The organism is Pseudonocardia cypriaca (genome assembly GCF_006717045.1).
In the GTDB taxonomy this organism is placed as follows: domain Bacteria; phylum Actinomycetota; class Actinomycetes; order Mycobacteriales; family Pseudonocardiaceae; genus Pseudonocardia; species Pseudonocardia cypriaca.
Map to the genome: position 1 here is coordinate 1058381 of NZ_VFPH01000002.1, position 26005 is coordinate 1084385.

The following is a 26005-nucleotide window of genomic DNA, read 5'->3' on the forward strand; positions in this document are numbered from 1 at the left end:
CGGCCGCGAGGTCACACAGCGGCTGCAGTGCTCGCACATCGACATCGGTCGGGTTGTGAGGGCCTCAGGCACGGGCCGGGGTGCGCTCCAACCGCCGCTCGGCCTCCGCCCAGGCGTGCTCGTCCCCCCGCGGCTCGTAGCGCGTGAGCGGTTGCGTCGCGCGCAGGAGGGCGCGCAGCGCCGCGAGGTCGCCCTGCACCGCGCCGAGGGCCCGGGCCTGCACCAGGACGTTGCCCAGCGCCGTGGCCTCCACCGGGCCCGCGACGACCGGCAGGCCGCACGCGTCGGCCGTGAGCTGGCAGAGGAGGGCGTTGCGCGCCCCGCCGCCCACGACGTGCACGACCTCGACCTCCCGCCCCGAAAGCGCAGACGCCTGTCGCACGACGCGCCGGTGGGCGAGCGCGAGGCTCTCGAGCACGCAGCGGACGATGCCGCCCCGGCCGGCCGGCGCGTCCTGGCCGAGCCTGCGGCACGCGTCGGCGATGCGTTCCGGCATGCCGCCGGGGGCGAGGAACTCCGGGTCGCCCGCGTCGACCACCGCCCCGAACGCCGGAGCGGCGGCGGCCTCGTCGAGCACGGTGAGCAGGTCGGCGTCCGGCCAGGCGCGCAGGCACTCCTGCAGCAGCCACAGCCCCATGACGTTGCGCAGGTAGCGGACGGTGCCGTCGACGCCCAGCTCGTTGGAGAAGTTCGCGGCGCGGCTCGCCTCGGTGAGCACGGGCGCGGGCAGCTCCACGCCGACCAGTGACCACGTGCCGCAGGAGATGAACGCGAACCGCTCCCCCTCGGCGGGCACGCCGACCACGGCGGACGCCGTGTCGTGCGAACCCACCGCGATCACCGGGACCGGCCCGCTGAGGCCGGTCTCGGCCAGCACGTGCGGTGACAGCTCCCCGATCCGCTCCCCCGCCTCGATGAGCGGCGCGAACACGGCGGGGTCGACGCCGACGCGCCGCGCGACGTCGTCGGACCACCTGCGCGCGCTGACGTCGAGCAGCCCGGTGGTGGACGCGTTGGTCACCTCGGCGCGGCGGACGCCGGTGAGCCAGTACGCGAGCAGGTCGGGCATCAGGAGCAGGTCGCGGGCAGCGGCGAGCTGGGGGGTGCCGAGCGCGGCGACCAGCTGGTAGATCGTGTTGATCGGCATCACCTGCACGCCGGTGGCCGCGTACAGGTCGGCGGGCGGGACGATCCCCTTCACCCGCTCGGCCACACCCTCGGTGCGGCGGTCGCGGTGGTGCACCGGGTTGCCGAGCAGGCCGCCGGTGGCGTCGAGCAGGCCGTAGTCGACGCCCCACGAGTCGATGCCCACCGCGTCCAGCTCGGGGCCTGCGGCGTGCAGGCCCTCCAGGATGCCCCGGTACAGCGCGAGCACGTCCCAGTGCAGCGTGTCGCGCAACCGGACGGGCCCGTTGGGGAACCTCGCGACCTCGGTGAGCTCCAGGCGGTCGGCGCCCACCTCGGCGACCATCACCCGCCCGCTGGACGCCCCGAGGTCGACAGCCGCAACTCTCATACCCGGACCTGCACGAACTCGAGCCCGAGCAGCTCGGCCACGGCCTTCAGCTCCGCGGCGCGGTGGCCGGTGCCGAGCGCCCAGTGGTGGTCCACGCCGGAGGCGCTCCACGCGTCTGTCCACTCACCGGGGTCGCAGCCGAAGTCCACCCGCGAGGTCGTGTTGCCGATCTTCAGCAGCGGCCCGGGCACGACCGTGCCCTCCGAGGCGACCATGACGTAGCGGCCGTCGCGGCGCTGCCCGATCCCGAACGTGGTGACGGGTCCCTGCGTCACGTCGAACTCGACGGACACGCCCCACCCGCGCTTGCCGTGGTAGACCCCGAGGCCGCGCAGCAGCGGCTTGCGGGAGCTGATGGCCAGGTGGGCGGGTCCGTCGTGCCCCATCTCCACGACGTCGTCGACGAAGTTCAGCGCCTGCAGCTCGGTGAACGACCCGCCACCGCCGAGCCGGTCCATGATCAGCATGGCGATGGAGTTGCGCAGCTCGTACTCCCCCGCGGCCGGGACCCCGCGAGCCGTGAGCAGCGAAGCGCCGAGGATCATGCCCGCGCCGAGCTTCTCGTGCTGCTCGCCGTTCAGGCCGCGGTGGTAGTAGGCGAGCGAGTCGATGGCGAAGTCGTCGACCAGCCGGTCGAGGCCAACCGAGACCCGGGCGCCCCATTCGAGGTCGTCGGGGTTGACGGTGTCGTCGAGCTCGAACACGTCCTTCGCGAGCTCCACGCGCTCGCGCACCTGCGCGTCGGTGACGTCCTCCACGCGGACCCGCAGGTCGTCGAACTCCAGCACCTCGACGTGCCCGCCGAGCTGCGTCGACACCGACGTGAGGTCGGTGGAGACGTCGAGCATCCCCGGGTAGAGGTGGCCCATCAGCCCGTGCCGGCCGTGGCGCAGCGCCCCACGCACCCCCGCGGCCTTGACCCAGCGCTCGATCCGGGCCCACGCGCGCTCGTCCTCGAGGTAGCCCGACACCGACCGGAACTCCACGCCCGCCCGCTCGAACGCGTTCGCCATCTCCGGCAGCGGGCAGGCGCCGCAGTAGGCGAGCCAGGCGCCGGTGTCGAACGTGTCGTGGTCCATCCGCTCGGTGGGCTGCAGGTTGATCAGCAGCACCGGGGCACCGCTGCGCTGGGCGACCGGCAGCAGCATCGACGCGGTCATGTACGTCGTGAGGAAGCCGACGATCAGGTCGCAACCGGCGCTCCGCAGCTTCTCGGCCGCGACCGCGCCCTCGGGGGCGTCGGAGATGAAGCCGACGTCGACGACGTCGATGTCGCCGACCTGCTTCAGCCGCTGCGAGACGCGGGCCGCCGAGCGCTGCAGCTGCGGGAGCAGGTCGGGGAACTGCGGCCAGTAGGCGCCGAGCCCGCCTGCGACGAGCCCGACGGTGGTGCGGCGCGGCGTGACGCGGCGGAGGGCGGTTGGGCTCTCGAGCAGGGACGTCATCGTGCCTCCGATCGCTAGCGCAGGAAGGCCGCCGCCACCCCGGCGTCGACCGGGATGTGCAGGCCCGTGGTGTGGGTCAGGTCGCCGCCGGTGAGCGCGAAGACCGCCGCGGCGACGTGCTCGGGGAGCACCTCCCGCTTGAGCAGCGTGCGCTGGGCGTAGAACTTGCCCAGCTCCTCCTCGGGCACGCCGTAGACGGCCGCGCGCTGGGCGCCCCAGCCGCCCGCGAAGATCCCGGAGCCGCGCACGACGCCGTCCGGGTTCACGCCGTTGACGCGGATGCCGTGCTCGCCCAGCTCGGCGGCGAGCAGCCGCACCTGGTGGGCCTGGTCGGCCTTCGCCGCCCCGTACGCCACGTTGTTGGGGCCGGCGAAGACCCCGTTCTTGCTGGAGATGTAGACGATGTCGCCGCCCATGCCCTGGGCCAGCATCGCCTTTGCGGCGGCGCGGGAGACGAGGAACGAGCCCTTCGCCATGACGTCGTGCTGGACGTCCCAGTCGGCGTCGGTGGTCTCCAGCAGCGGCTTGGAGATCGACAGGCCGGCGTTGTTGACCACGAGGTCGACGCCGCCGAACGCGAGCGCGGCGGCGTCGATCGCCGCGGCGACGGCCTCGGAGTCGGTGACGTCGACGGTGACCGGCACGGCCACGTCTGCGCTGCCGAGCTCGGCGGCGACCGCGGCGGCCGCATCGCCGTCCCGGTCGGCGACGACGACGCAGGCGCCCTCCGCGGCGAGCCGCTGCGCGATCGCCTTGCCGATGCCCGACCCACCGCCGGTGACGAACGCGATCCGGGTGGCGAGCGGCTTGGGCTTCGGCATCCGCTGGAGCTTGGCCTCCTCGAGGGCCCAGTACTCGATGCGGAACTTCTCCGACTCCGGGATCGGGGCGTAGGTCGAGACCGCCTCGGCGCCGCGCATCACGTTGATCGCGTTGACGTAGAACTCGCCCGCCACGCGCGCGGTCTGCTTGTTGGCACCGAAGCTGAACATGCCGACGCCCGGTACGAGCACGATCGCCGGGTCGGCGCCGCGCATCGGAGGGCTGTCCGGGCCGGTGTGCCGCTCGTAGTAGGCGCGGTAGTCCTCGCGGTAGGCGGCGTGCAGCTCCTTCAGCCGGGCGACCGCCTCGTCGAGCGGCGCGGTGGCCGGCAGGTCGAGCACGAGCGGCGCGACCTTGGTGCGCAGGAAGTGGTCGGGGCAGCTCGTGCCGAGCGAGGCGAGCGGCGCGAGCTTCTCGCGGGACAGGAAGTCGAGCACGACGTCGGAGTCGGTGAAGTGGCCGACCTGGCGGCGGTCGGTCGACGCGAGACCCCGGATCACCGGCGCGAGCGCGGCGGCGCGGGCCCGCCGCTCGTCCTCGGGAAGGGCCTCGAAACCGGGGCGCAGCGGCCCGAACGGCTCCGCCGCTCCCCGGGAGTCGATGTAGGCCTGGGCGGTGCGGATGATGTCGAGCGAGTTGCGCTCGCACTCCTCGCTGGTGGCGCCCCAGGCCGTGATGCCGTGCCCGCCGAGGATCACGCCGATCGCCTGCGGGTTGGCCGCCTTCACCGCCGCGATGTCCAGGCCCAGCTGGAACCCGGGGCGCCGCCACGGCACCCACAGCACCCGGTCGCCGAAGATCTCCTTGGTGAGGGCCTCCCCGTCGGCGGCGGTCGCGATCGCGATGCCGGCGTCCGGGTGCAGGTGGTCGACGTGGTCGGCCTCGACCAGCCCGTGCATGGCCGTGTCGATGGACGGTGCCGCGCCACCCTTGCCGTGCAGGCAGAAGTCGAACGCGGCGACCATCTCGTCCTCGCGTTCGATGCCCGGGTAGACGTCGACGAGCGCCCGCATCCGGTCCAGCCGCAGCACCGCGAGGCCCTTCTCGGTGAGCGTGCCGAGGTCGCCGCCGGAGCCCTTCACCCAGATCAGGTCGACCGGTCGCCCGGTGACCGGGTCGGTCTCAGAGCCCTTGGCCGACGTGTTGCCACCGGCGTAGTTCGTGGTGGTCGGATCGGCCCCGAGCCGGTTGCTCCGGTCGATGAGCTCCTGGACGACGGCGTTGGTCATGATCCCTTCCGGGGGTCGAGGGGTGTCAGCAAAGCCACTTTCACGACGTCTGGCGTCAGTAAAGCCACTTTGCTGACACCAGGGCGAGGCCTACGCGCCCCAGCCTGCCTGTTCGCCGCCCACCCGCTCGGCCACGATCTTCTCGGCGTAGCCGGACCTCGCGTACGCGGCCATCGGGTCGGGGTCGAGGCCCATCTCCTCGCGCAGCTCGCGCAGCAGCGGCCGCACGTCGGTGTTGTAGGCGTCCATCAGCGCGGCGTTGGCGCCGAGCACGTCACCGGCCCGCTGCGCGGCGGCGAGCGCGTCGGCGTCCACCAGCAGCGCCTTGGCGGTGGCCTCCTGGACGTTCATCACCGACCGGATGATCGCGGGGATCTTGGGCTCGATGTTGTGGCACTGGTCCAGCATGAACGCGATGCCAGCGTCCTCGCCGAGCGCGTCGGCCGAGACGATCTCGTGCATGATCCGGAACAGCTGGAACGGGTCGGCGGCGCCGACCATCAGGTCGTCGTCGGCGTAGAAGCGGGAGTTGAAGTCGAACGCACCCAGCTTCCCGGCCCGCAGCAGGAACGCCACGATGAACTCGATGTTGGTGCCCGGCGCGTGGTGGCCGGTGTCGATGCACACCGTGGCCTTGGGGCCCAGCTCGATGCAGTGGGCGTAGGAGGTGCCCCAGTCCGGCACGTCGGTGGTGTAGAAGGCGGGCTCGAAGAGCTTGTACTCCAGCAGCATGCGCTGGTCGTCGCCGAGCCGGTCGTACACCTCGCGCAGTGCCTCGGCGAGGCGGTCCTGGCGGGCGCGGATCGAGTCCTGGCCGGGGTAGTTGGTGCCGTCGGAGAACCAGAGCTTGAGGTCGCGGCTGCCGGTGGCGTCCATGATGTCGACGCACTCGAGCAGGTGGTCGGTGGCCTTGCGGCGCACCGCCGGGTCCGGGTTGGTGACCGACCCGAGCTTGTAGTCGTCGTCCTGGAAGACGTTGGCGTTGATCGCCCCGATCCCGACGCCCTGGTCGGCCGCGTACTTGGCGAGCGCCGCGTAGTCGTCCACCTTGTCCCACGGGATGTGCAGCGCCACCGTGGGCGCCACCCCGGTGAGGCGGTGCACGACGCCGGCGTCGGCGATCTTCTCCTCCGGGTTGCGGGGCACCCCGGCCTGGGCGAACACCTTGAAGCGGGTGCCGGAGTTGGCGTAGGCCCACGACGGGGTCTCGATGCGCTGCTGCCGCAGGGCGGCCCGGACGTCTCTCACCTGTGGTTCTCCGTTCGGGACAGCTGGTCCTCCAGGTGGAAGACCTCCTCGAGGACGAGGAACCCCTCGTCCGGGGCCCGGCCGTCGAGGCCGGTGAAATACTGCGCCATCTCGGCCTGCCAGCGGGCGTTGACGTCGGTCTCGGCCATGGCGCGCTGGGCGGCGGCCAGGTCGTCGCACTCGACGTACCCCACGAGCAGCCCGTCCTCCCGGACGTGCAGGGAGTAGTTCCGCCAGCCGGTGTCGCGCAGTGCGGCGAGCATCTCCGGCCAGACCTGCCGGTGACGCTCCTTGTACTCGTCGAGGCGGTCGGGCCGCACCTGGAGCAGGAAGCAGTAGCGCATCGGCGCTCGGTCCCCCATACGACGACGGTGGCGACGGAATGAAACCTTTCAATCCACTCTAGGAGACGCCGTCGGGGGCGTCAACGGCCGACGTGCGGCCACTCGGGCCGCAGAGGAGCGTCGGACGCCGCGTAGACGGGGCGCGATGAACCGCTCCGGATCCCGCTCGAAGCTGGGATGATCACAAGCAAGATTGTTATGATTCGGTCTTGATGGCCGTCCGCCTCGTCGCTAGCCTGCCGCCTTAATACGTTTCAACCGCCCGCAGGACCGTCGACGAGGACGAGGAGAGGTCATGGCCGCACCCGATGCCGTGGGGGTCGAACCCGGCGGGGACGAGAGCACGATCACCAAGCAGCAGTGGAGGTGGTCCGTGCTCGCCGCGATGGCGTCCTACCTCGACGCCGGCTCGATCGTGGCACTGGGAGCCGGGCTCACGCTGTTCCAGGCCGAGCTGGGTCTCTCCAGCGTCGGGGTCGGCGCGCTCGCGGCGATCGGGCCGAACGCCATCGGCTGTGCGATCGGCGCGTTCGTCGGTGGACGGCTCGGCGACAAGCTCGGCCGCAAGCGCATCTACAAGTGGGACCTGCTGGTCTACGCGCTGGGCATCCTGCTGATCGCGTTCGCGGTGGACCCGGTCATGCTGTTCGCCGGCACGTTCATCGTCGGCGTCGCGGTGGGCGCGGACGTGCCGACGTCCCTCGCGCTGGTCGGCGAGTTCGCGCCTGCGAAGGGCCGCGGGAAGCTCATCGGCCTCACCCAGGTGGCCTGGAGCCTCGGCCCGGTGGTCGTGCTGGTCCTGGCGCTGGTGCTGAGCCCGCTCGGCCTGCTCGGCACCCGCATCGTGTTCATCCACCTGGCGCTCGTCGCTCTCGTGACGTGGGCGCTGCGGCGAGGCATGGTCGAGTCGGCGCGCTGGACGGCGGCCCGGGAGCGGACGGTCCGGCTGGCGGAGCTCTTCCGCGGGCCGAACCTGCGCGCGCTCGCCTGGACGGCCTCGATCTACACCTTCTGGGGGCTCGCAGCGGGCACGGCCGGCATCTTCACGCCCTACGTCATCGAGACGCTCGGGGCAGGCACCCAGGCGGCCGGCATCGCGCTGTCCTGCGTCGGCTTCGTGATCGGCATCGCCTCCTGCGTCTTCGTGTTCATGCCCTACAACGACCGCAGCTACCGCACCCGCCGGATCATGTGGGGCGTCGGGGCGCTGCTGCAGATCACGGCGTACGCGCTCTACCTGGTGCTGCCGTTCACGGTGCCGGTCGTGATCGCCAACATCGTCCTGTTCGGCATCGGCTCCTCGCTCGCCGGTGAGCCGACGTACAAGGTGTTCAGCCAGGAGCTGTTCCCGACGATGCTGCGCGGCACCGCGCAGGGCTTCACGTTCGGCGTGGCCCGCACGCTGCTGGGTGTCTGGTCGTTCTTCGTGCCGGTGCTCGCCGCGGTGGAGATCGGCCCGGTCGCGCTGCTGCTCACGGCGTTCCTCCTGATCAGCGGGGTCATCGGGTTCTTCTGGATGCCCGACACCGTCGGCAAGTCGCTCGAACAGATCGAGGCCGAACGGGCCGCGGCATGACGGCCGGGGTCGAGGACCTGCTCGCCCGGTTCACCGACCCCGGCCCCCGGTACGGCCCCTTGCCGATCTGGTGGTGGAGCGGCGCGACGGTCACCCGGGAGCGGCTGCGCTGGCAGATGGAGCAGCTCGTGGCGGGCGGCGTCCGGCAGGCCGTGGTGCTCTGCCTGGCGCCGACCGGGCCGATGTTCGGCTCGGTGGCCGACGACCCGCCGTTCCTCTCCCCGGAGTGGCTGGAGCTGTTCGACGGCGCCTGCGCCGACGCCGACGAGCTCGGCTTCACGCTCTGGCTCTACGACCAGATCGGCTTCTCCGGCGCGAACTTCCAGGGCCGGTTGATCGCCGCCGAGCCCGGGTTCGCCGGGCAGGCGCTGTACCGGACCGAGCGCGAGGGCACCGACGTGTCCGTCACCGCTCCGGCCGGGCACGATCCGCTCGCCGCCTACGCGATCCTCCCGGACGGCGAGCGGGTCGCCGTCCCCCTGGAAGACGGCGCTGCCAGGTGGGCGGGCACGCAGGCCAGCGTCACGCTCGTCCACGCGGGCACGAGCGGGTTCGACTACTTCTCGAGGCAGGCCTGCGCGGCCCTGCTGGACCAGGTCCACGGCACCCTCGAGAAGGCGGTCGGACACTGGTTCGGGCGCTCCATCGGCGGGTTCTTCCAGGACGAGCTGCCGCCGATGCCGACGTGGGGCCGCGACTTCGCGGCGACCTTCGCCGAGGAGCACGGCTACGACCTCCTCCCGCACCTGTGGGCGCTCTGGGAGCCGGACCCCGCACCCGAGGCCGCCCGGGTGCGGCGGGACTACCACGCCCACCGCGCAGCGCTCGCCCGCCGCGGCTTCTTCGACCAGCACGACGCGTGGTTCGCCGAGCGCGGGCTGGTGTGCGGGTTCGACCAGGCCTCCCCCGCCCGGGAGGGCGACCCGGTCGGCGGCGTGCACACCTACGGCGACTACCTCGGCCTGCACCGCGGCTACGGCGCCCCGGGGAGCGACCACTGGGGCGACGCCAAGGTCCACAGCTCGCTCGCCCACGCCAACGGCCACGAACGCACCTGGATCGAGGCGTTCCACTCGTCCGGCTGGGGCGGCACGCTCGAGGAGACCTACGACTGGCTCTCGGCCTTCCTGCGCCGCGGCGCCACCCTCTACGACCCGCACGCCGTCTACTACGCCACCGTCGGCGGCTGGTGGGAGTGGGCGCCGCCGTCCACCTGCTGGCGCCAGCCGTACTGGCCGTCCTACCCGGTGTTCGCCACGGCCGTCTCACGCCTCTGCTCGGTGCTGACGGCGGGCGAGCACGTGGCCGACGTCCTGCTGCTCTCCCCCACCACCACCGCGCAGGCGCACGTCACGCTCGCCGGGCCGCTGCCGGACGCCGAGCGCGTCAACCGGGTCTTCCGGGAGCTGAACGGCGTGAACTCGTGGCTCTCCGAGCGACGCGGGGCGCTGGAGCGCGCGGGGATCGACCACGACGCCCTCGACGAGGCCACCGTCGCCGGCGGTGAGGTGCTCGCGGATGCGCTGCGGGTCGGCGCGGAGACCTACCGCACGGTCGTGCTCCCCGCGGTGTCCGCCCTGCACGGCGACGTGGCGGAGCGGCTGCTGGAGCTCGCCGCCGCGGGCGGGCGGGTGCTGTGCGCCGAGCGCGCACCGGAGCTCTTCCTCGGCGGCGGCACGGGGATCGGCGAGCGGTTCGCGGCCGCCGTCGCGGACGGGACGATCACGGTCGTCCCGAACGCCGAGGACGTCCCGGCCGCCGTGCGGCGCGGCCCGGTCCGGGTGGACGCCGACGCCCCGTTCCTGCTGCGACGCCTCGATCCGGGCACGCACGTCCTCGCGCTCACGGCCCACGACGACCACACCGGCACCGAGGCACCGATCCTCGACCTGCACGGGTCGTGGCTGGAGAGCGGCTTCACCTGGCAGGGCTACAACGACGCCCTCCGCACCGCCGGGTACCGCTTCCGGCCGCCGGGCGACCGGGTCGCCCGGGTGCGCGTGACGGGGGTCGAGCGGCCGCGGGCGCAGAGCTGGTCGCCGGGCACGGGTCGCCGCACGGAGCTGGAGGTGACGGCCGCGGAGGAGGGCTGGGAGTTCGCGGTGCCCTTCGACGACGGCGCGGTCGCCCTCGTCGTCCTCGGCCCCGAGCTGCCGGAACCGACCGCCGAGCCGCTCGGCGCGGTCGTGGGGACGATCCCCGTGGACGGGCCGTGGCGGGCGCTACCCGAGTCCACCCTGGACAACCGGTGGGGCGACCTGGCGGCCGCCGACCGCCACGGGACCATCCCGATCGAGGCCTGGCGCCTGGAGCACGCGGTGGACCCCGACGGGACGTGGGCGCCGGTCACGGCGGGCTTCGGGCCGTTCGCCGAGGTCCGCGAGCCGGGTTCGGGGTGGCGGCCCGCCGAGTGGTCGCTCTCGCGCGGCATCCGCAACGACCCATCGCACGCCGAGACGCTCGGCCCGAAGGGCCACGTGCCGGAGGAGTTCCTGGACTGGCGGCACGTCCGTGCGGGCGAGCGGGTGGCGGTGCGCACCCACCTGCCCCTGCCGGACCGCCCCGGCCTGCTGCTCGCCGTCGGCGCCGGTGCGCCCCGCCGCGTGCTCGTCGACGGCGTCGAGGCGCCGGTCGAGGGCACCGGGCACCTGTCGTTCAGCCCGCTCCCGGCCGGCCGCACGGTGGCGGTGGAGATCGAGCTGACCGCCGAGCGGGACGGCCCGCTGCGCGCGGCGTTCGCGGTGGTGACGGACGCGGAGGCCTACCGGCGACCGGAGTGGATGCTCCCCGGCGGGGACGTGGTGGTGGGCGAGTCCGCCGATCTCGTGCTGGACCTGCCCCTCGACGCGGTCCCGGCGGAGGCGCTGGTGCACGTGGGCTCGGACGGGGCGTGCCAGGTGCTCGTGAACGGCACCGAGGTGGGGCGCCAGGGCGACTTCCAGCCCTATCCCGACCACCGCGAGGTCCGGGTGCACGCCTACGACCTCGGCCCGCACCTGCGCGCAGGTGCCAACGAGGTGGTCCTGCGCGTGACCAACCAGGGTGGCGAGCCGACCGCGGCGACGCTGGACTCCCCCGACCTCGGCGTGTGTAGCGGACCCGCCTGGACCGCCCGCCGCAACGGGGTGCCGGTGCCGCTGGTGCTGCGCCGCCGCCATCCGCTCGACCCCGCGTTCGTGTGCGCGCGTACCCGACCGCACCCGCTGCCCGGCGCGGCGTGGCTCGACCCCGCCGCGGCAGGCGGCGACGTGGTGCTACCGGTCGTGCCGGACGCCCACCCCGGCCCGGAGCGCACCGAGTGGCTGCGGCTGCGCGTCCCGCCGGGGACGGTGGCCCTGCGCGTACCGACCCCGCTGCCGGTGGTGGCGCAGGTCGACGGCGCGGAGATCACCCCCGTCGACGGGACCGTGGGGCTGCCCGCGCACCACGGCCCCGACGTACTGCTCCGCGTCACCGCCCGGGACGGACGACGCGGCGGCGCGCTGCTGGACGGCCCGGTCGAGCTGGAGGTCGCCGAGGCCGAGGTGCCGCTCGTGCCGTGGGAGGAGCTGGGCCTGCGCGCGCTGGGCGGGCAGGTGACCTACCGGACCGGCGTGACCGCACCCGAGGGCGGCCGCACCGTGCTCGACCTCGGCACCGTGCGCGGAACCGCCGACGTCCGGGTGAACGGCACGCTCGCCGCCCGGCTGGTGTGGGGACCATGGCGCGCCGAGCTCACCGGCCACCTGCGACCCGGGGAGAACGAGATCGAGGTGGTCGTGCGCGGAACCCTGGCCGGCTACCTGGACGACGCCTCCCCCACCGCGGGCGTCTACGCTGGTCAGGTACGCACCGGCCTGCTCGGCCCGGTCGTGCTGCGCCGGCACGACAGCTCCCGGTGACGTGATCGGTGGAGCACTACACTCCATCCGTTTGACCGCTCCCGGGAGGCAATGGCCGTGACAGCGGGGACGAGCCCACGGGGCGCCCCGAGCATGAAGGACGTGGCGCTGCGCGCCGGCGTCTCGCTCGGCACCGTGTCCAACGTCCTCAACCGGCCCGAGCTGGTCAGCGAACGCACCCGGCAGCGGGTGCAGGCCGCGATCGTCGAGCTGGGTTTCGTGCGCAACGAGTCGGCCCGCCAGCTGCGGGGCGGGGGCAGCCGCACGCTCGCCTACGTCGTGCTGGACACGTCCAACCCGTTCTTCACCGACGTCGCCGAGGGCGTGCAGGAGGCGGCCGACGGAGCGGGGCTCGCGCTCTTCCTCTGCAACAGCGCCGAGGACAGCACGCGGCAGGCGAGCTTCCTCGACCTACTCGAACAGCAGCGGGTGGAGGGCGTGCTGATCACGCCGGTCGACGCGGCCGACCCGCGCATCACCGCGCTCGCGGGCCGCGGCACGCCGGTCGTGATCGTGGACCGCGGCGCGGGCCCGGAAGGCTGCTCGGTGACCGTCGACGACGTGCTCGGCGGCGACCTCGCCGTCACCCACCTCCTCGAGACGGGGCACCGGCGCATCGCGTTCGTCGGCGGGCCCCGCGCCATCGGGCAGGTCGCCGACCGGATCACCGGCTCCGAGAAGGCGGCGGCCCGCGCTCCGGACGCCGACCTCGTCATCCTGGAGACGGCGGCCCTCAACGTCGCCGAGGGCAGGCGGGCGGGCGAGCGGATCGCGGGGATGCCGGCCGCGCGGCGCCCCACGGCCGCGTTCTGCGCCAACGACCTGCTCGCGCTCGGGCTGCTGCAGCAGATGGTGCGCCTCGGGCTACGGGTTCCGGACGACCTCGCGATCGTCGGCTACGACGACATCGAGTTCGCCGAGGCCGCGGCCGTACCGCTGACGTCGGTGAGCCAGCCCCGCCAGCTGCTGGGGCGCACCGCGGCCGAGCTGCTCCTGGAGGAGGCCCGCGCACCGGAGCAGCACCGGCACCAGCAGGTGGTGTTCGCACCCGAGCTGGTGGTTCGCGCGTCCACCCGCCTGCGCCCGCCCTGATCGCAGCTCATCAGACGTGATCACGTTCCCGGGACCGGCGTCGAGCAGCCACGGGGACCTCGGTACCGTCTGACTCCACCAATCGGGGGAAGGGGTCGGGGCGATGGCGTGGTGGTCGCGTGATGGACGCGATCGCGGTTCCACCCGCCGGCGGGACGAACAGGACGCCGCCGCGCTCGCCGCGCTCAACGCCGAGGGCGTCAGCTACTTCGCGGTGGGCCGCGCCGCCGACGCGATCCCCCGCTTCGCCGACGCGTACGAGGGGTGCCTCGACACGCTCGGCGCAGACCACCCCCACACGCTCACCACCGCCGGCAACCTCGCTGCGGCGTGCGTGGCCGCCGGCAAGTGGCTGCCCGGGCTGGATCTGATGGCCGCGAACCTGGCCGCCCGGGCGCGCCTGTTCGGCGACGACGACCCGCGCACGCTGGCCGCCGCCGACGCCCTCGCCTCGGCCTACCGCCTCGCCGGGAACGTGAAGGACGCGGTGGCGATGGCCGACCGCGTCACCGCAGAGCGCAGGCGCCTGCTCGGTCCCGCCCACCCCGACACCCTCGTGTCCCGGCTGGGCATGGCCCTCGCCCGCGCCGCCGCCGGAGACGTCGTGGCGGCCCTCACGCTGCTGGAGGTCGCGCTGCACGACTCCGAGCAGGCCCACGGCGCGCGCAACCAGCACACGATCGCGCTGCGCGCGAACGTCGCCGACTGCCTGGCCACGCTCGGCCGTGGCGACGAGGCCGTCGCGGTCTACCGGCAGGCCGTCGGCGACTCGACCGCGCTGCTGGGTGCCAACCACCCCGACACGGTCGCGCTGCACGAGGAGATGCAGAACCTCGTTCAGGCCCCGCGCAGGGCCGCGAGCAGCTCCGACTCGATCTCGGCGAAGCGCGTCGACGTGATCAGCTCCACCTGACGGGGGCGGGGCAGGTCCACCGCCACCTCCCGCAGCACCCGGGTGGGCCGCGGCCCGAGCACGATGACCCGGTCGGACAGGAACGCGGCCTCGCGGATGTCGTGGGTGATCAGCAGGACCGTCCAGCCGAACCGGGCGCGGACCTCCTCCAGCCAGGCCTGCATGTCGGTGCGGGTGAGCGAGTCCAGCGCACCGAACGGCTCGTCGAGCAGCAGCAGCGCGCGGTCCTGCACCACCGTGCGCAGCAGCGCGGCCCGCTGGCGCATCCCGCCCGACAGCTCGTGCGGCCGCGCCGACTCGAACCCCTCGAGGCCGAACGGCGCGAACAGCGGGCGGGCCCGCTCCCGCGCCGCCCGCCGCGACAGGCCGGCCACCTCCAGGCCGAGCGTCGTGTTGTCCAGGACCGTGCGCCACGGGAACAGCAGGTCCCGCTGCGGCATGTAGGCGACGTGGTCGACGCGGCCGGTGGCGTCCTCGCCGTCGACGAGCACGCGGCCCGCATCCGGGGGCTCGAGCCCGGCGATCACGTTGAACAGCGTGGACTTGCCGCAGCCGCTCGGCCCGATGACCGAGACGAACTCGCCGGGCGCCACGTCGAACTCAACCCCGTCCAGCACCGGGAGCGGGCCGGGGAAGGCCTTGTGCAGCCCGTCGAGGACCAGCTTGTGCTCAGCCACGCCGCCACCAGGGGATCACGAGCCGCTCCACGGCGTAGGTGAGCAGGAACAGCGTCACCGACAGCAGCGCCGTGACCAGCACGGCCGCCAGAACGAGGTCGGTGCGGAAGGAGTTCTTCTGCAGGCTCATGAAGATCCCGAGCCCGGCCGTGGCGCCGACGTACTCGGCGAAGATCGCGCCGGTGACGGCGTAGGTGATGCCGATGCGCAGCGCCGTGAAGAACCGGGGCATCGCGCCGGGCAGGCGCACGTAGCGGAACTGCTGCCAGCGGGAGGCGCCCATGCTGCGCAGCAGGCTGGTGGCCTGCCGGTCGGTGGCGGCGAACCCCTCGATCAGCCCGACGGTGATCGGGAAGAACGTGACGAGGGCGATCACCACGACCTTCGGGAACAGCCCGAACCCGAACCAGATGATCAGCAACGGGGCGATCGCGATGATCGGCAGCGTCTGCGAGGCGACCAGCAGCGGGGTGAGGGCGCGGCGCAGCCACGGCGAGAAGTCGACCGCGATCGCGAGCGCCCAGCCCAGCGCCAGCGACACGGCGAACCCCACCGCGGTGACCTGCAGCGTCGGCACCGTGTTGGCCCAGATCTGGGCGCGGAACGCCCAGCCCTGCTCCAGCACGCGCAGCGGCGAGGGCAGGACCTGCGGCCGCACGTCCGCCGCGGTGACGTACCACTGCCAGGCCGTCAGCCCGGCGGCCACCAGCACGACCGGCGGCCCCACCCGCCCCCACACCCGCGAGTCCGACGCCCAGGCACGGCGGGTGGTGCGTTCGAGCACGGGCTCAGGCGGGCGGTGCGAGGTAGTCATCGGTGAACCACGTCGTGAAGTCGGGGCGCTGGGTCAGGGGCGCCCCGTCGGGCCCGGTGAGCACGCCCGAGTCGAACACCCAGCCCGAGTAGCCTGCCCACCTCTCGGGCGTCTGGGTGCCCACCCGGCCGTTCTCGTCGCGCAGGAACCGCTCGGCGAGCATGTGCTGGCTGCGCGTCACGAGCTCCGGTTCGCTGAACGCGCCGGGGTTCGCGTCGATCAGGAGCTGGGCCGCACGGTCCGGGTCGTCGGCCGCGAGCTGGTAGCCGCGCTGCGCCGCCTGCACGAACTTCGCCGCGAGGTCGGGGTGGTCCCGCAGCCATGGCGAGTTGCCGATGAGCAGCACGTTGTAGGCGTCGGGGAAGCCGTAGTCGGTGTAGGAGAACGTCTTCAGCGGCTGCCCGCGCAGCTCCGCCTCGATGCCCTCCCACGCGACGAACGGCTCGGTGAAGTCGACCTCGCCCGCGTAGAGCGCCTCGTAGGCGGCGGTGCCCAGCACGACGGTGCGGAACGTGCCCGTGCCACCCGCGTCCTGGATGACGGCCCGCATCTTGGGCTCCTCGTACGCAGCGCCGAACCCGCCGTACGTCTTGCCGTCCAGGTCGCGCGGCGAGGTGATGTCGGCGCGGTCGGCCCGCACCGCGATCTGCGTCGCCCAGTGCTGCAGCACCGCCATCACGGACGTGATCTCGGCGCCGGCCGCCTTCGAGAACGTGAACGAGTCCTGGAAGGAGATGCCGAACTCGGCCGCGCCGGAGGACACGAGCGTGTCCGGCGACGTGTTGTTGTACGGCAGGAACTGCACGTCGAGACCGGCCTCGCGGAACCAGCCCTCCTGCTGTGCCACGAACAGGCCGGTGTGGTTGGTGTTCGGGGTCCAGTCGAGGGCGATGCGCACGGTCTGCTGCCCACTGCTGCCCCCTCCGCAACCGGCCAGCAGCAGCGCCAGCACTGCGCCGAGGACGGCCGCGATCCGGGGTGCGCGTACGGGTTTCACCAGTTCCTCCCTACGCCGGTACTAACCGGGTCAGGTACGAACGGTCGGCGGCCGGTCCTGCCGCCCTCTCAGCCTCGGAACGCGAGGCTCCCGTGGGTCGGGAGGAGGATACGTCCTGTTCCCGCCAGGCGCAGTCGGCCTCCTCACACAGGTGGCTCTCCCCGAATCTCGCCGGGGTGCCCCGACGGCGGGCGCTCCAGCTCCTCCCGGCCGGCGCCGCGGCCGCGGCGGGAGCCGGTGTAGGCCCACGCGCGCAGGCGGCGCAGCGGCCGGGCCGGCTGCAGCTCGGGATGGGAGTTGCGCATCGGGTCGAACGCGATCGCGTCCTCGCCGTGCGGCGCCTCCAGCACGAGCCGTCCGATGGGGCGCCGGGGGCGGTGGCGTTCCCGCTCGGTCAGCGTGAACGCCAGCGGGGTGACGGCCGCGGTGGGATCGGCGGGCGCGGCCTCCTGCGGGTCCTCCGGCTCGAGGCCGAGCACCACGCGGCTCCCGGCGGCCGCGTACGGCAGCAGCGTCGTGTACGGCCGCCTGGCCCACCCACCGGACGGGACGAGGAACCGGTTCCCGCTGGTGAACAGCACGTCGAGGACGTGCCCGCCCACCTCGGTGCGTACGGCCACGCCGAGCAGGTCCGGGAGCCCGCCCGGCGTGCCCGCGCCCTTCGACAGCCGTACGAGCGCGGGGCGCTCGCCGGTTCCGCCGAGCGCGGTGGCCGTCGCGGAGGCGCGCTCGGTGAGCGAGACGTGGGCGTCGAACAGCTCGCCCCGTGGGTGGAAGGCGCGGGCGGCTCGCCACCGCGCGAGCTGCGTGAAGGCGGCGGAGACCAGCTGGCGCATACCGGGCACGGTGGTGGCGTTCCCGCCCGGCTATCGCGCCACTCGTTCCCGCTGGAAGACGGTGAAGAGGAACACGAGCGACGGCACCAGCAGCAGGGCGCCGATGCCGAGCACCCACAGCACCGCGGAGAGCACGGCCGGATCGCCTGCCGCCGCCGGGACGCTCAGCCCGGGCAGCACCTGCGGGTACTGCGCGGCGCCCCATCCCCAGATCACGGCGGCGACGGCCAGCGCGGCGGTCACCCGGACCAGCACGTACCTGCGGGCGATCAGCAACCCCAGCGACGCCACCCCGGCGAGCACGCTGGTCAGCGCGATCGGCAGGGCGCGGCCGGTCAGCCCGGCGACGAGTGCCGGCGCGTCCGCCCGGACGACGAGCGGTGCGGCCACGGTCGCGACACCGACGACCACGCCCGTCACGAGGGCCCGCCGCCGGAAGCCCTCGGCGAGCCGCTCCTGCCCGGCGCGACGGGCGTCGGCACACAGGTAGACGGCGGCCAGGTACGCGCACGCGCCGACGGCCAGCAGCCCGACGGTGACGGACGTGGGGTTCCACCAGCTGCCGAGGACGTCCCCGTCCTCGATCCGCGCCGGCACCCGACCGGACGCGACGGCGCCGGCGATCGCGCCGAGGAAGAACGGCGTCACCACCGACGAGAACGCGAACGCGGCGCCGAACAGCCGCTGCAGCCACAGCTCCTCGCTCGCCTTGCGAAAAGCGAAGGCCGCCCCGCGGGCGATGATGCCGAGCGCGGCGAGGGTGAGCGGGATGTAGAGGGTGGCGGCGAACGGGGCGAATGCCGTCGGGAACGCCGTCCAGAACAGCGTGATCACGAAGATCAGCCACACGTGGTTGGCCTCCCAGACCGGGCCGATGGAGTGCTCGATCAGGTCGCGCTGCGGGCGCCCGCGCTCGGCGCCGCCTGCGAGCAGGTCCCACAGCCCGGCTCCGAAGTCGGCACCACCGAGCAGCGCGTACAGGGTGAGCCCGATCCACAGGATCGCGAGCAGCGCGTCCGCGGCGCTCATCGGGCGTCCGTCCGCTCCTGGGGCGCCACCGGCCCGCGGCGGGCCAGCCGGCGCAGGACGGCGACGGTCGCCACCGTCAGCACGGCGTACACGGCCAGCACGGTCAGCAGGCCGGCGACGAGCCCGGGGTGCGGGTTGACCGCGTCGCGGGTGAGCAGGACGCCGTAGACGACCCATGGCTGGCGGCCGACCTCCGTGACGACCCAGCCGGCCTCCAGCGCGATGGCCGCGGCCGGCCCGGCGAGCACGGCGGCGCGCAGGAACCACGGCGAGCCGGGCAGGTCCCGGCGCCGCCACCAGCTCCACGCCAGCCATGCGCCGAGCGCGACCAGCGCGAACCCGATCCCGACCATGATCTGGAAGCTCCAGTGCACGACGTTGACCGGCGGGCGCAGCTCCGGCGGGGCCTGGTCGAGGCCGAGCACCACCGCGTCCGGATCCCAGTGGGCGAGGAGCGAGAGCGCGTTCGGGATCTCCAGCGCGTAGCGCAGCTCCCCGTCGACGAAGATCCCGCCGAGCGAGAGCGACGCGCCTGCGGTGGTCCGCGAGAGGCCCTCGATCGCGGCGAGCTTCAGCGGCTGGTACTCGGCGAGGAAGCCCGCGGCCCAGTCCCCCACCACCACCTGCACGGGCGCGAGCACGGCGGCCACGGTGAACGGGACGAGGAAGCCGAGCCGGTGGTGGCGGTCGCGCCGCCCGCGCAGCAGCCCCACGGCGTAGACCGATGCCATCCCGAACCCGGCCACCATGAACGCCGCGATGATCATGTGGACGGTCTGCGGCGGCGTCGCCGGGTTGAACATCGCCTCCCACGGCCGCACGCCGACCACGTCGCCGTCGACGAGGTCGAAGCCCCGAGGCTGGTTCATCCACGCGTTGGCGGTGACGACGAAGAACGCCGAGGCCACCCCCGCCACGAGCACCGGGACGCCGGTGAGCACGTGGATCCGCGGCGGCAACCGGTCCCACGCGTAGAGCCAGATCCCCAGGAAGATCGCCTCGATGAAGAAGGCGAACCCCTCCAGCGCGAACGGCAGCCCGATCACGTCGCCGAACGGGCCCATCAGGCCGGGCCAGAGCAGGCCCATCTCGAAGCTGAGGATGGTGCCCGACACCGCGCCCACCGCGAACAGCACGCCCATCGCGCGGGCCCAGGTGCGGGCGAGCACGTCCCAGGCCGGGTCGCCCGTACTCAGCCCGCGCCACTCCGCGAAGACGGCGAGGCCAGGCATGCCCACCCCGAAGCAGGCGATCACGATGTGCCAGCCGAGGGAGAAGGCCATCTGCACCCGCGCCGCCACCAGGTCGCCCGGGGTCGCGGCCGCCGCCACCCACGCCGTACAGCTCACGCGAACCCCCCGTCGTCGCGGCAGGGCTACCCGCGGAACAACTCGTCGCACCAACCCGTTGGGCTGATGAGTGATCAGTGCGAGGCATCACAGCTGCCGGAACATCCGCGACGGCGCGGCCCCATCCGGAGCCCAGAACCTGGAGAAATGGAACGTAATGGCCATCCGGATCGCCGCCCGTAACCCGCGCCGGACACAGCGTGACCACTAATCTGAGACGATCTCAGGACACGTTGAGATAGTATTTGTCGCGTAGGGTTCCACCGGCGAACAGCCGGTCAGCGGTAGGAGTTACGACCGACCTCGACTCCCGGTGGCGGGGGCCGTCCGGCGGGGGCGCAACACCGGACGACTTCATCGGGAGCTGGCAACGGCCGCACCGAGGATCGGCTTGACCTGCACTGATGTGCTCGAGCACCCGATCGCCCACGGGGTGTTCGCACGCCGCGTGCCCGGTCGATGACGACCGAGGGGTCGAACTGATCTCCGCGGACGACGACGTCCGGCGCTCCGCTATGCCATCGGATCCGAGGCAAACCATGCCTGTCCTCGGATCGCCCGTCAAGAGGGGAATAAACGTGAAGAGCAGGATTTTCATCATGGGTTCCGGTGTCGTGGGCGCCGCGACCGGTGAAGGCTTCCTGAAGGCCGGCCACGACGTCACGTTCGTGGACATCAACGAGGTGCGGGTCCGCGAGCTGCGCGACCGCGGCTGGGACGCGCGCACCGGGATCGACCTGGCCGACGAGCCCGAGTCGCTGATCTTCCTGACGCTGCCGACCCCGAACGACGGGCACCGCTACGACCTGTCGGCGTTCACCGCCGGCACCGCCGCCGTCGGCCGCGCGATCGCGAACGCATCCGCCAAGCACATCGTCGTCGTCCGCTCCACCGTGCCCCCGGGCACCACGGAGGGCCTGGTCAAGGACACCCTGGAGGAGGCCTCCGGGAAGGTCGCGAACGAGGGCTTCGGCCTGGCGTCCAACCCCGAGTTCCTGCGCGCGGCCTCGGCCGCGGAGGACTTCGCCAACCCGTGGATGACGATCATCGCCAGCCGCGACCCGCAGAACGTCGAGCGGCTGCGCGCCCTGCTCTCGCCCTTCGGCGGCGAGCTGCGCACCTTCACCAACCCGGCCGAGGCCGAGTTCATCAAGGCCGCGCACAACATCTACAACGCCACCAAGATCAGCTTCTGGAACGAGATGTGGCTGGTCGCCCAGAAGATCGGCCTCGACCTCGACCCGATCGCCGCCACCGTCGCCCGCTCCGCCGAGGGGTCCATCAACCCCGAGTACGGCATCCGCGGCGGCGCCCCCTACGGCGGGGTCTGCCTGCCCAAGGACACCCAGGGTTTCCTCGGCTTCGCCGGCACCGTCGGCGTGGACATGCCGCTGCTGTCGGCCGTGGTGGAGGTCAACGACCGCCTCGCCGCGATCGTCGACCACGAGATCGAGAAGGTGGCTCACGCCGACGCCAGCGAGCTGCGCGGCCAGAGCGGTGCGGCCCCGGTCACGGAGCGCGAGTCGGCATGAACCTGCCGATCTACTACTACGTGCTGGGCACCCCGCTCGGGGTGCTCGGGCTGATCCGGTGGGGCGCCTGGCTCATCCGGCGGATCCCCGCGGTGCTGTACACGCCGGTGCGCAACGACCACCGCCTGCCGATGTCCATCGTGGTGCCGGTCTACCAGGAAGACCCGAAGATCTTCGCGACGGCGATCGAGTCGTGGCTGGCCAACGACGTCGAGGAGGTCATCCTCGTCATCGACGCCTCCGACACCACCTGCCAGGACGTCGCGGCCCGCTACCCGGTCACCGTCGTCATCACCGACGTCCCCGGCAAGCGCGACGCGCTGCGCAAGGGGTGGCGCGCCGCCCGCACCGAGCTGGTCGCCCTCGTCGACTCGGACACGATCTGGGCCGACGATGTCGCCGTCGAGGTGAGCAAGCCGTTCGCCGACCCGCGCATCGGCGGTGTGGGCACCCGGCAGTCGGTATACGGGTCGGAGGGTTTCCTCGCCCGGATCACCGACATGTTCCTCGACCACCGCTACTTCGACGAGAACGCCAGCCAGAGCCTGCTGGGCAAGGCCGTCTCGTGTCTGTCCGGGCGCACCGCCGTCTACCGCCGCGAGCTCCTGCTGGAGATCGAGGACGACTTCATGAACGAGACGTTCTGGGGTGTCCAGTCGCTCTCCGGTGACGACAAGCGGCTCACCACGCTGATCCTGGAGCGGGGCCACCTCACCTACATGCAGCGCACCGCCGAGGTGTGGTCCACGTTCCCGGACCGCTGGCGCACGTTCTTCCGCCAGCGGCTGCGCTGGGCCCGCAACACGTGGCGCTCGGACCTGCGGGCGCTGTCCAAGCCGTGGGTGTGGCGCCACCCGTTCCTCGCCTACACCATGATCGACAAGGGCCTCAGCGGTTTCACGCTGCTGCTCGGTCCCCTCGCGATGGTGTTCGCGCTGGTCACGCAGAACTGGATCCTCGCCGGTGTGCTGCTGCTGTGGTGGCAGGTCAGCCGCGCGGCCAAGCTCGCGCCCCACATCCGGCGGCGGCCGTCCAGCTTCTTCTTCGTGCTGGGCTACGTCGCCGTCTCCTGGCTGATGGCGATCATCAAGATCACCGCCCTGGTCACCATCCGCAAGCAGGCCTGGCTCACCCGCCAGGTCGCGGTCGAGAACGGCGAGGTCGTGCGCACCACCACCGGCAACGACGAGGCCGATCCCCTCGACACCCTGCGCTCCCCCGACGAGCACCACGACAACGTCATCCCCCTGCGGAGGGCCGCGGCATGAGCACCGGCACCACCAGCAGGCGGTGGGTGGGGCGGATCGTCGCCGCCGGCATGACCACAGCCGTCGGTCTCGGGCTCGCCGCGGGCACCGCGGTCGCCGCACCCGCGGTGGCGCCGGCCGCCCACACGGTGACCCAACCGGCAGCGGCAGCCCAGCCCGCGGTGGCAGCCCAGCCGGCGGCCCGGCCGACCCAGGTGATCACGCCCGATACCGCGGCTTCCGTGCGCAGGGCGTGGGAGGCGCGCGGTCGCCCCCACCGGATGGCGGTCGTGCGGGACTTCCGCATCGACCTCGCCACCGACGGCCGGGTCACGCGCCAGGTCGGCCTCTCCGGCGGCACGGTGACCATCGCCGACCTCGCACGGGTACTGCCGGCGAGCTGGCTGAAGGTCGACGACGGCACCGCGACGCTCGACGCGACCCTCGTCCTCACCCACAGCGTCGCGCTGCAGCTGGGCGGCCCCCGCAGCTCCGTGAGCACCCTGCAGCTCGCGGGCGGCGCCACCCCGGCCGACGCCGCCTCGATCCACACCGGTGGCGGCAGGCTCGCCCTCAACGGGATCACCGTCACGTCGGTCGACCCCGCCACCGGGCAGCCGCTGCCCGCCACCGCGAAGGGCCGCCCGTCGATCGTCGCCTCCGGCGGCGGCCGGCTGGACGTCACCGACGCCACGATCAACGACCTCGGCGCCGTCTCCGACGGTGCGCCCGGCGCCGACGAGCACACCAGCGCCGCCGTGGAGTTCCGCACCGGCAGCACCGGCTCGCTCGTGCGGACCACCGTGGCGCGCGGGAGCGTCGGGGTGGAGCTGTCGCGCTCCCAGGGCGTCCACCTGGAGCAGCTCACGGTCTCCGACTCGGCGGAGGACGGCCTCCTGCTCGCGGGCGACCAGGACACCTCGATGACCGGGATCCGCGCCACCGGCAACGGCGGCAACGGGGTTCTCGTGTCCGGGGCGAGCGGCGGCCGCCCGATCACCGGCATCACCACGAACGCCAACGGCGCCTTCGGCGTCGCCGTGGTCGGCGAGACCGGCACGCAGGTCTCCGCGGTCGACACCACCGCCGACCAGGCGGGTGGGCTGCGGATCTCCCGCTCGACGAACATCACGGTCACCGGCTACACGGCCACCGACCAGCGCATGGGCGTGTTCACCCACGTCCACAGCTCGGGGATCGTGCTCGACGGCGTCCAGACCGTCGGGGGCGCGCGCGGGCTGGTGGTCGAGAAGAGCACCAGCACGCTCGAGGCGAAGAACTCGACGTTCAGCGGCGCGCGTGTGGCGGGCGTGGCCCTGAACGGCAACGACATCGCGCTGAGCGGCGTGCACGTCTCCGAATCCCGGTCGGCGGTCCGGGTCGACCGCGGGGCGAACAACATCCGCCTCGCCGGGCTCACGATCGACGGCGGGCGCGACGGGCTCGTCACCGCTGCGGGCACCACCGGCCTCGTCGTCACCGACCTCACCGTCAACAACGTCACGTCCGACGGCGTGCGCAGCTTCACCCCGGACGCCCGCATCACCGGCGCGCACATCACCGGCGGCGGCACCGGCCTCGACCTCGCGGCCGGTGCGACGATCACGAACTCGACGATCACGGCAGCCCGGGAGGGCATCCGCTCCCGATCCCCCGAGTCCGTCTACGCGTCCGGGGTCACCGTCGACGCCACCCAGCTGGGCATCAACACCGCCGCGGGCAGCCCGTTCACGCTGGTCGACTCCAACGTGCACGCCCTCGAGTCGGTGCGCGGCGTGATCAACCAGCAGGGTCCGAACGACCTGAGCCTGCCCCCGCTCAACCTGCTCGGCGCGATCGGCGTCCCGCTGATCGTGCTGGCCGTGGTGCTGGAGGAGCTGCACACCTTCCGCCAGCGCCGCCGCGGTGGCACCACCCGGCGCCGCCGCCCGCCGCTCCCGGTGGAGGCGTGATGAGCACGTTCCGTCGCGTGGTACAGGCCGTCGCCGTGGGCGCGGTCGCCACGGTCCTCCTGGCGGGGTGCGGTGCACCCGCACCGCCGCCGCTGGAGCCCAGGCAGGTCGCCGCACCCGTGGTCGACGACCCCGCGCAGCCGTGCGTCCGGGAGGCACCGGCCGCCGACGCGGGCGTCGCGCCGCCGGCCGCCCCGATCGGCCTCGACGTCCGGTTCGACCGCGCCACCAACGTGATCGACGTCGTCGGCGGCACCGGGGTGACGCTCCCGGCGATCGCCGCCGAGGTCGGCGATCCCGCCGCGCTGCGCGAGGTGAACCCCGGCGAGTGGCTGCTCGGCGCCGACCTCGTCGTGCGCGGCGGGGCCGAGCTGCAGATCACCACCCCCGAGGTCCGCTGGCTCAAGCTCAGCAGCGAACCCGGCCGGTTCGTCTCGGTGGACGCGCTCGGCGGGAAGCTCGACGTCACCGGCTCCTGCGTCACGTCCTGGAACGACGCGCAGGGCAGCGTCGACACCGCCTACGACGACGGGCGCAGCTTCCTGCTCGCCCGCGACGGCGCCCAGATGACGATCGACCACGCCGAGCTGCACTACCTCGGCCACGGCGACGTCGAGTCCTACGGGCTGTCCTGGCGCACCGCCGGCACCGGCGGGGGGATCACCGACAGCATCGTCTCGAACCTGTACTACGGCCTCTACACCTACGAGGTGAGCGGGCTGTCGGTGCTGGACAACGAGTTCCGCAACAACGTGCTGTACGGCATCGACCCGCACACCGGGTCGGCGAAGCTGGACATCGAGCGCAACGTCGTGCACGACAACGGCAAGCACGGGATCATCCTCGCCGAGGACTGCGTCGACAGCGTCATCCGCGACAACCTCGTCTACCGCAACGCCCACCACGGGATCGTGCTGTACCTGCGCTCCGACCGGAACCTCGTCGAGGGCAACGAGACCTTCGACAACTCCGCCCAGGGCATCAACATCAACGAATCCGGCGCCAACACCCTGCGCGACAACAAGGTGTACGACAACGGCGAGACCGGGGTCGGGGTCACCCAGCTGGCACAGGGCAACGTGGTGGAGGGCAACCAGCTGCGCGGCAACCAGCAGGACGGCCTGCGGGTGGTCAGCGAGTCGGCGGCCACCACCGTCCACGACAACGTCATCGCCGGCAACGCCCGGTACGGCCTGTACGTCGACACCAGCGGCGCCGTCGAGGTCGCGGGCAACACGATCACCGACAACGCCTCCGGCATCATGTCGACCGGCGCCCCGGTGGCCCCGGCGAACGCCAACGACGTGAGCGGCAACAAGCAGGCCGACGTGGTGGAGGACAAGGGCTAGGAACAGCCCTGGAAGTCCGGGGGCAGGGTCATGAGCCACTCCACGGGCATGCTCGGTGCGAGCAGTACTACCCGGTCGCAGGCAGGACCCTCGTGTGCTGCTCAGGGTGATTCTCGGACAGTCACGCACCCGTTCTCGGTCCGGGCTGCCCGTCGAC

The 26005-nt window shown here is 72.9% G+C and carries 19 protein-coding genes and 1 riboswitch; of the genes, 8 read left to right on the forward strand and 11 right to left on the reverse strand.

The window, feature by feature from the left end; translation table 11 throughout:
- Positions 1-64: 64 nt before the first annotated feature.
- From FB388_RS22605 to FB388_RS22625, 5 genes are all read right to left on the reverse strand, one after another.
- Positions 65-1516, reverse strand: coding sequence for a rhamnulokinase (locus FB388_RS22605; RefSeq protein WP_142104208.1), 1452 nt, complete (start codon positions 1514-1516; stop codon positions 65-67).
- Positions 1513-2961, reverse strand: coding sequence for an L-fucose/L-arabinose isomerase family protein (locus tag FB388_RS22610; protein WP_142104209.1), 1449 nt, complete (start codon positions 2959-2961; stop codon positions 1513-1515). Before FB388_RS22610 ends, FB388_RS22605 begins: the two co-directional genes overlap by 4 nt.
- Before the next feature lie 14 nt (positions 2962-2975).
- The gene (locus FB388_RS22615; protein WP_142104210.1) at positions 2976-5012 is read right to left on the reverse strand and encodes a bifunctional aldolase/short-chain dehydrogenase; all 2037 of its coding nucleotides are present in this window, start codon (positions 5010-5012) and stop codon (positions 2976-2978) included.
- Between the two features lie 90 nt (positions 5013-5102).
- Complete coding sequence (rhaI, locus tag FB388_RS22620; RefSeq protein ID WP_142104211.1) at positions 5103-6260, reverse strand: L-rhamnose isomerase; 1158 nt, start codon at positions 6258-6260, stop codon at positions 5103-5105.
- A complete protein-coding gene (locus tag FB388_RS22625) occupies positions 6257-6622 on the reverse strand; it encodes an L-rhamnose mutarotase (RefSeq protein ID WP_211362172.1) in 366 nt (121 codons plus the stop codon). Before FB388_RS22625 ends, rhaI begins: the two co-directional genes overlap by 4 nt.
- Positions 6623-6899: 277 nt before the next feature.
- On the opposite strand from FB388_RS22625, the gene FB388_RS22630 reads away from it, so the two are divergent.
- From FB388_RS22630 to FB388_RS22645, 4 genes are all read left to right on the forward strand, one after another.
- A complete protein-coding gene (locus tag FB388_RS22630) occupies positions 6900-8180 on the forward strand; it encodes an MFS transporter (RefSeq protein WP_246122295.1) in 1281 nt (426 codons plus the stop codon).
- Positions 8177-12061 (forward strand): hypothetical protein, encoded by a 3885-nt coding sequence (locus FB388_RS39555; protein ID WP_170225789.1) that lies wholly within the window; start codon positions 8177-8179, stop codon positions 12059-12061. The genes FB388_RS22630 and FB388_RS39555 overlap by 4 nt, the downstream gene beginning before the upstream one ends.
- Before the next feature lie 51 nt (positions 12062-12112).
- Complete coding sequence (locus FB388_RS22640; protein WP_246122297.1) at positions 12113-13153, forward strand: LacI family DNA-binding transcriptional regulator; 1041 nt, start codon at positions 12113-12115, stop codon at positions 13151-13153.
- Between the two features lie 103 nt (positions 13154-13256).
- On the forward strand, positions 13257-14066 hold the full coding sequence (locus FB388_RS22645) for a tetratricopeptide repeat protein (RefSeq protein ID WP_142104212.1): 810 nt from the start codon (positions 13257-13259) through the stop codon (positions 14064-14066).
- Here FB388_RS22645 and FB388_RS22650 read toward each other — a convergent pair.
- From FB388_RS22650 to FB388_RS22675, 6 genes are all read right to left on the reverse strand, one after another.
- Positions 13991-14743 carry an ABC transporter ATP-binding protein gene (locus FB388_RS22650; RefSeq protein ID WP_142104213.1) on the reverse strand — a complete coding sequence of 251 codons (753 nt, stop codon included), beginning with the start codon at positions 14741-14743 and terminating at the stop codon, positions 13991-13993. The two genes, FB388_RS22645 and FB388_RS22650, sit on opposite strands and share 76 nt — an antisense overlap.
- Positions 14736-15557, reverse strand: a complete 822-nt coding sequence (locus FB388_RS22655) for an ABC transporter permease (protein ID WP_142104214.1) — start codon at positions 15555-15557, stop codon at positions 14736-14738. Before FB388_RS22655 ends, FB388_RS22650 begins: the two co-directional genes overlap by 8 nt.
- A complete protein-coding gene (locus FB388_RS22660; protein ID WP_246122299.1) occupies positions 15532-16554 on the reverse strand; it encodes an ABC transporter substrate-binding protein in 1023 nt (340 codons plus the stop codon). The genes FB388_RS22655 and FB388_RS22660 overlap by 26 nt, the downstream gene beginning before the upstream one ends.
- A riboswitch (TPP riboswitch) is annotated at positions 16545-16658 on the reverse strand. Its footprint overlaps the gene before it by 10 nt.
- Before the next feature lie 39 nt (positions 16659-16697).
- Positions 16698-17390, reverse strand: coding sequence for a hypothetical protein (locus FB388_RS22665; RefSeq protein ID WP_142104216.1), 693 nt, complete (start codon positions 17388-17390; stop codon positions 16698-16700).
- Between the two features lie 30 nt (positions 17391-17420).
- Complete coding sequence (locus FB388_RS22670; RefSeq protein WP_142104217.1) at positions 17421-18419, reverse strand: cytochrome d ubiquinol oxidase subunit II; 999 nt, start codon at positions 18417-18419, stop codon at positions 17421-17423.
- Complete coding sequence (locus FB388_RS22675; RefSeq protein WP_246122301.1) at positions 18416-19768, reverse strand: cytochrome ubiquinol oxidase subunit I; 1353 nt, start codon at positions 19766-19768, stop codon at positions 18416-18418. The genes FB388_RS22670 and FB388_RS22675 overlap by 4 nt, the downstream gene beginning before the upstream one ends.
- A gap of 599 nt (positions 19769-20367) precedes the next feature.
- On the opposite strand from FB388_RS22675, the gene FB388_RS22680 reads away from it, so the two are divergent.
- From FB388_RS22680 to FB388_RS22695, 4 genes are read left to right on the forward strand one after another with little or no spacing between them, the layout of a single operon-like run.
- Complete coding sequence (locus tag FB388_RS22680) at positions 20368-21300, forward strand: UDP-glucose/GDP-mannose dehydrogenase family protein (RefSeq protein ID WP_211362174.1); 933 nt, start codon at positions 20368-20370, stop codon at positions 21298-21300.
- On the forward strand, positions 21297-22568 hold the full coding sequence (locus FB388_RS22685; RefSeq protein ID WP_142104219.1) for a glycosyltransferase: 1272 nt from the start codon (positions 21297-21299) through the stop codon (positions 22566-22568). Before FB388_RS22680 ends, FB388_RS22685 begins: the two co-directional genes overlap by 4 nt.
- The gene (locus FB388_RS22690) at positions 22565-24499 is read left to right on the forward strand and encodes a right-handed parallel beta-helix repeat-containing protein (RefSeq protein WP_142104220.1); all 1935 of its coding nucleotides are present in this window, start codon (positions 22565-22567) and stop codon (positions 24497-24499) included. Before FB388_RS22685 ends, FB388_RS22690 begins: the two co-directional genes overlap by 4 nt.
- Complete coding sequence (locus FB388_RS22695) at positions 24499-25848, forward strand: right-handed parallel beta-helix repeat-containing protein (protein WP_142104221.1); 1350 nt, start codon at positions 24499-24501, stop codon at positions 25846-25848. The genes FB388_RS22690 and FB388_RS22695 overlap by 1 nt, the downstream gene beginning before the upstream one ends.
- Positions 25849-26005 lie beyond the last annotated feature (157 nt).

What these genes read in the sequence shown, in the direction of transcription:
- FB388_RS22630 (WP_246122295.1), top strand. Translation starts at nt 6,900, where the DNA reads ATGGCCGCACCCGATGCCGTGGGGGTCGAACCCGGCGGGGACGAGAGC.
- FB388_RS22605 (WP_142104208.1), bottom strand. Translation starts at nt 1,516, where the DNA reads ATGAGAGTTGCGGCTGTCGACCTCGGGGCGTCCAGCGGGCGGGTGATG.
- FB388_RS22625 (WP_211362172.1), bottom strand. Translation starts at nt 6,622, where the DNA reads ATGGGGGACCGAGCGCCGATGCGCTACTGCTTCCTGCTCCAGGTGCGG.
- FB388_RS22670 (WP_142104217.1), bottom strand. Translation starts at nt 18,419, where the DNA reads ATGAGCGCCGCGGACGCGCTGCTCGCGATCCTGTGGATCGGGCTCACC.
- FB388_RS22680 (WP_211362174.1), top strand. Translation starts at nt 20,368, where the DNA reads ATGGGTTCCGGTGTCGTGGGCGCCGCGACCGGTGAAGGCTTCCTGAAG.
- FB388_RS22665 (WP_142104216.1), bottom strand. Translation starts at nt 17,390, where the DNA reads ATGCGCCAGCTGGTCTCCGCCGCCTTCACGCAGCTCGCGCGGTGGCGA.
- FB388_RS22640 (WP_246122297.1), top strand. Translation starts at nt 12,113, where the DNA reads ATGGCCGTGACAGCGGGGACGAGCCCACGGGGCGCCCCGAGCATGAAG.
- FB388_RS22655 (WP_142104214.1), bottom strand. Translation starts at nt 15,557, where the DNA reads ATGACTACCTCGCACCGCCCGCCTGAGCCCGTGCTCGAACGCACCACC.
- FB388_RS22695 (WP_142104221.1), top strand. Translation starts at nt 24,499, where the DNA reads ATGAGCACGTTCCGTCGCGTGGTACAGGCCGTCGCCGTGGGCGCGGTC.
- FB388_RS22685 (WP_142104219.1), top strand. Translation starts at nt 21,297, where the DNA reads ATGAACCTGCCGATCTACTACTACGTGCTGGGCACCCCGCTCGGGGTG.
- FB388_RS22645 (WP_142104212.1), top strand. Translation starts at nt 13,257, where the DNA reads ATGGCGTGGTGGTCGCGTGATGGACGCGATCGCGGTTCCACCCGCCGG.
- FB388_RS39555 (WP_170225789.1), top strand. Translation starts at nt 8,177, where the DNA reads ATGACGGCCGGGGTCGAGGACCTGCTCGCCCGGTTCACCGACCCCGGC.
- FB388_RS22690 (WP_142104220.1), top strand. Translation starts at nt 22,565, where the DNA reads ATGAGCACCGGCACCACCAGCAGGCGGTGGGTGGGGCGGATCGTCGCC.
- FB388_RS22615 (WP_142104210.1), bottom strand. Translation starts at nt 5,012, where the DNA reads ATGACCAACGCCGTCGTCCAGGAGCTCATCGACCGGAGCAACCGGCTC.
- FB388_RS22610 (WP_142104209.1), bottom strand. Translation starts at nt 2,961, where the DNA reads ATGACGTCCCTGCTCGAGAGCCCAACCGCCCTCCGCCGCGTCACGCCG.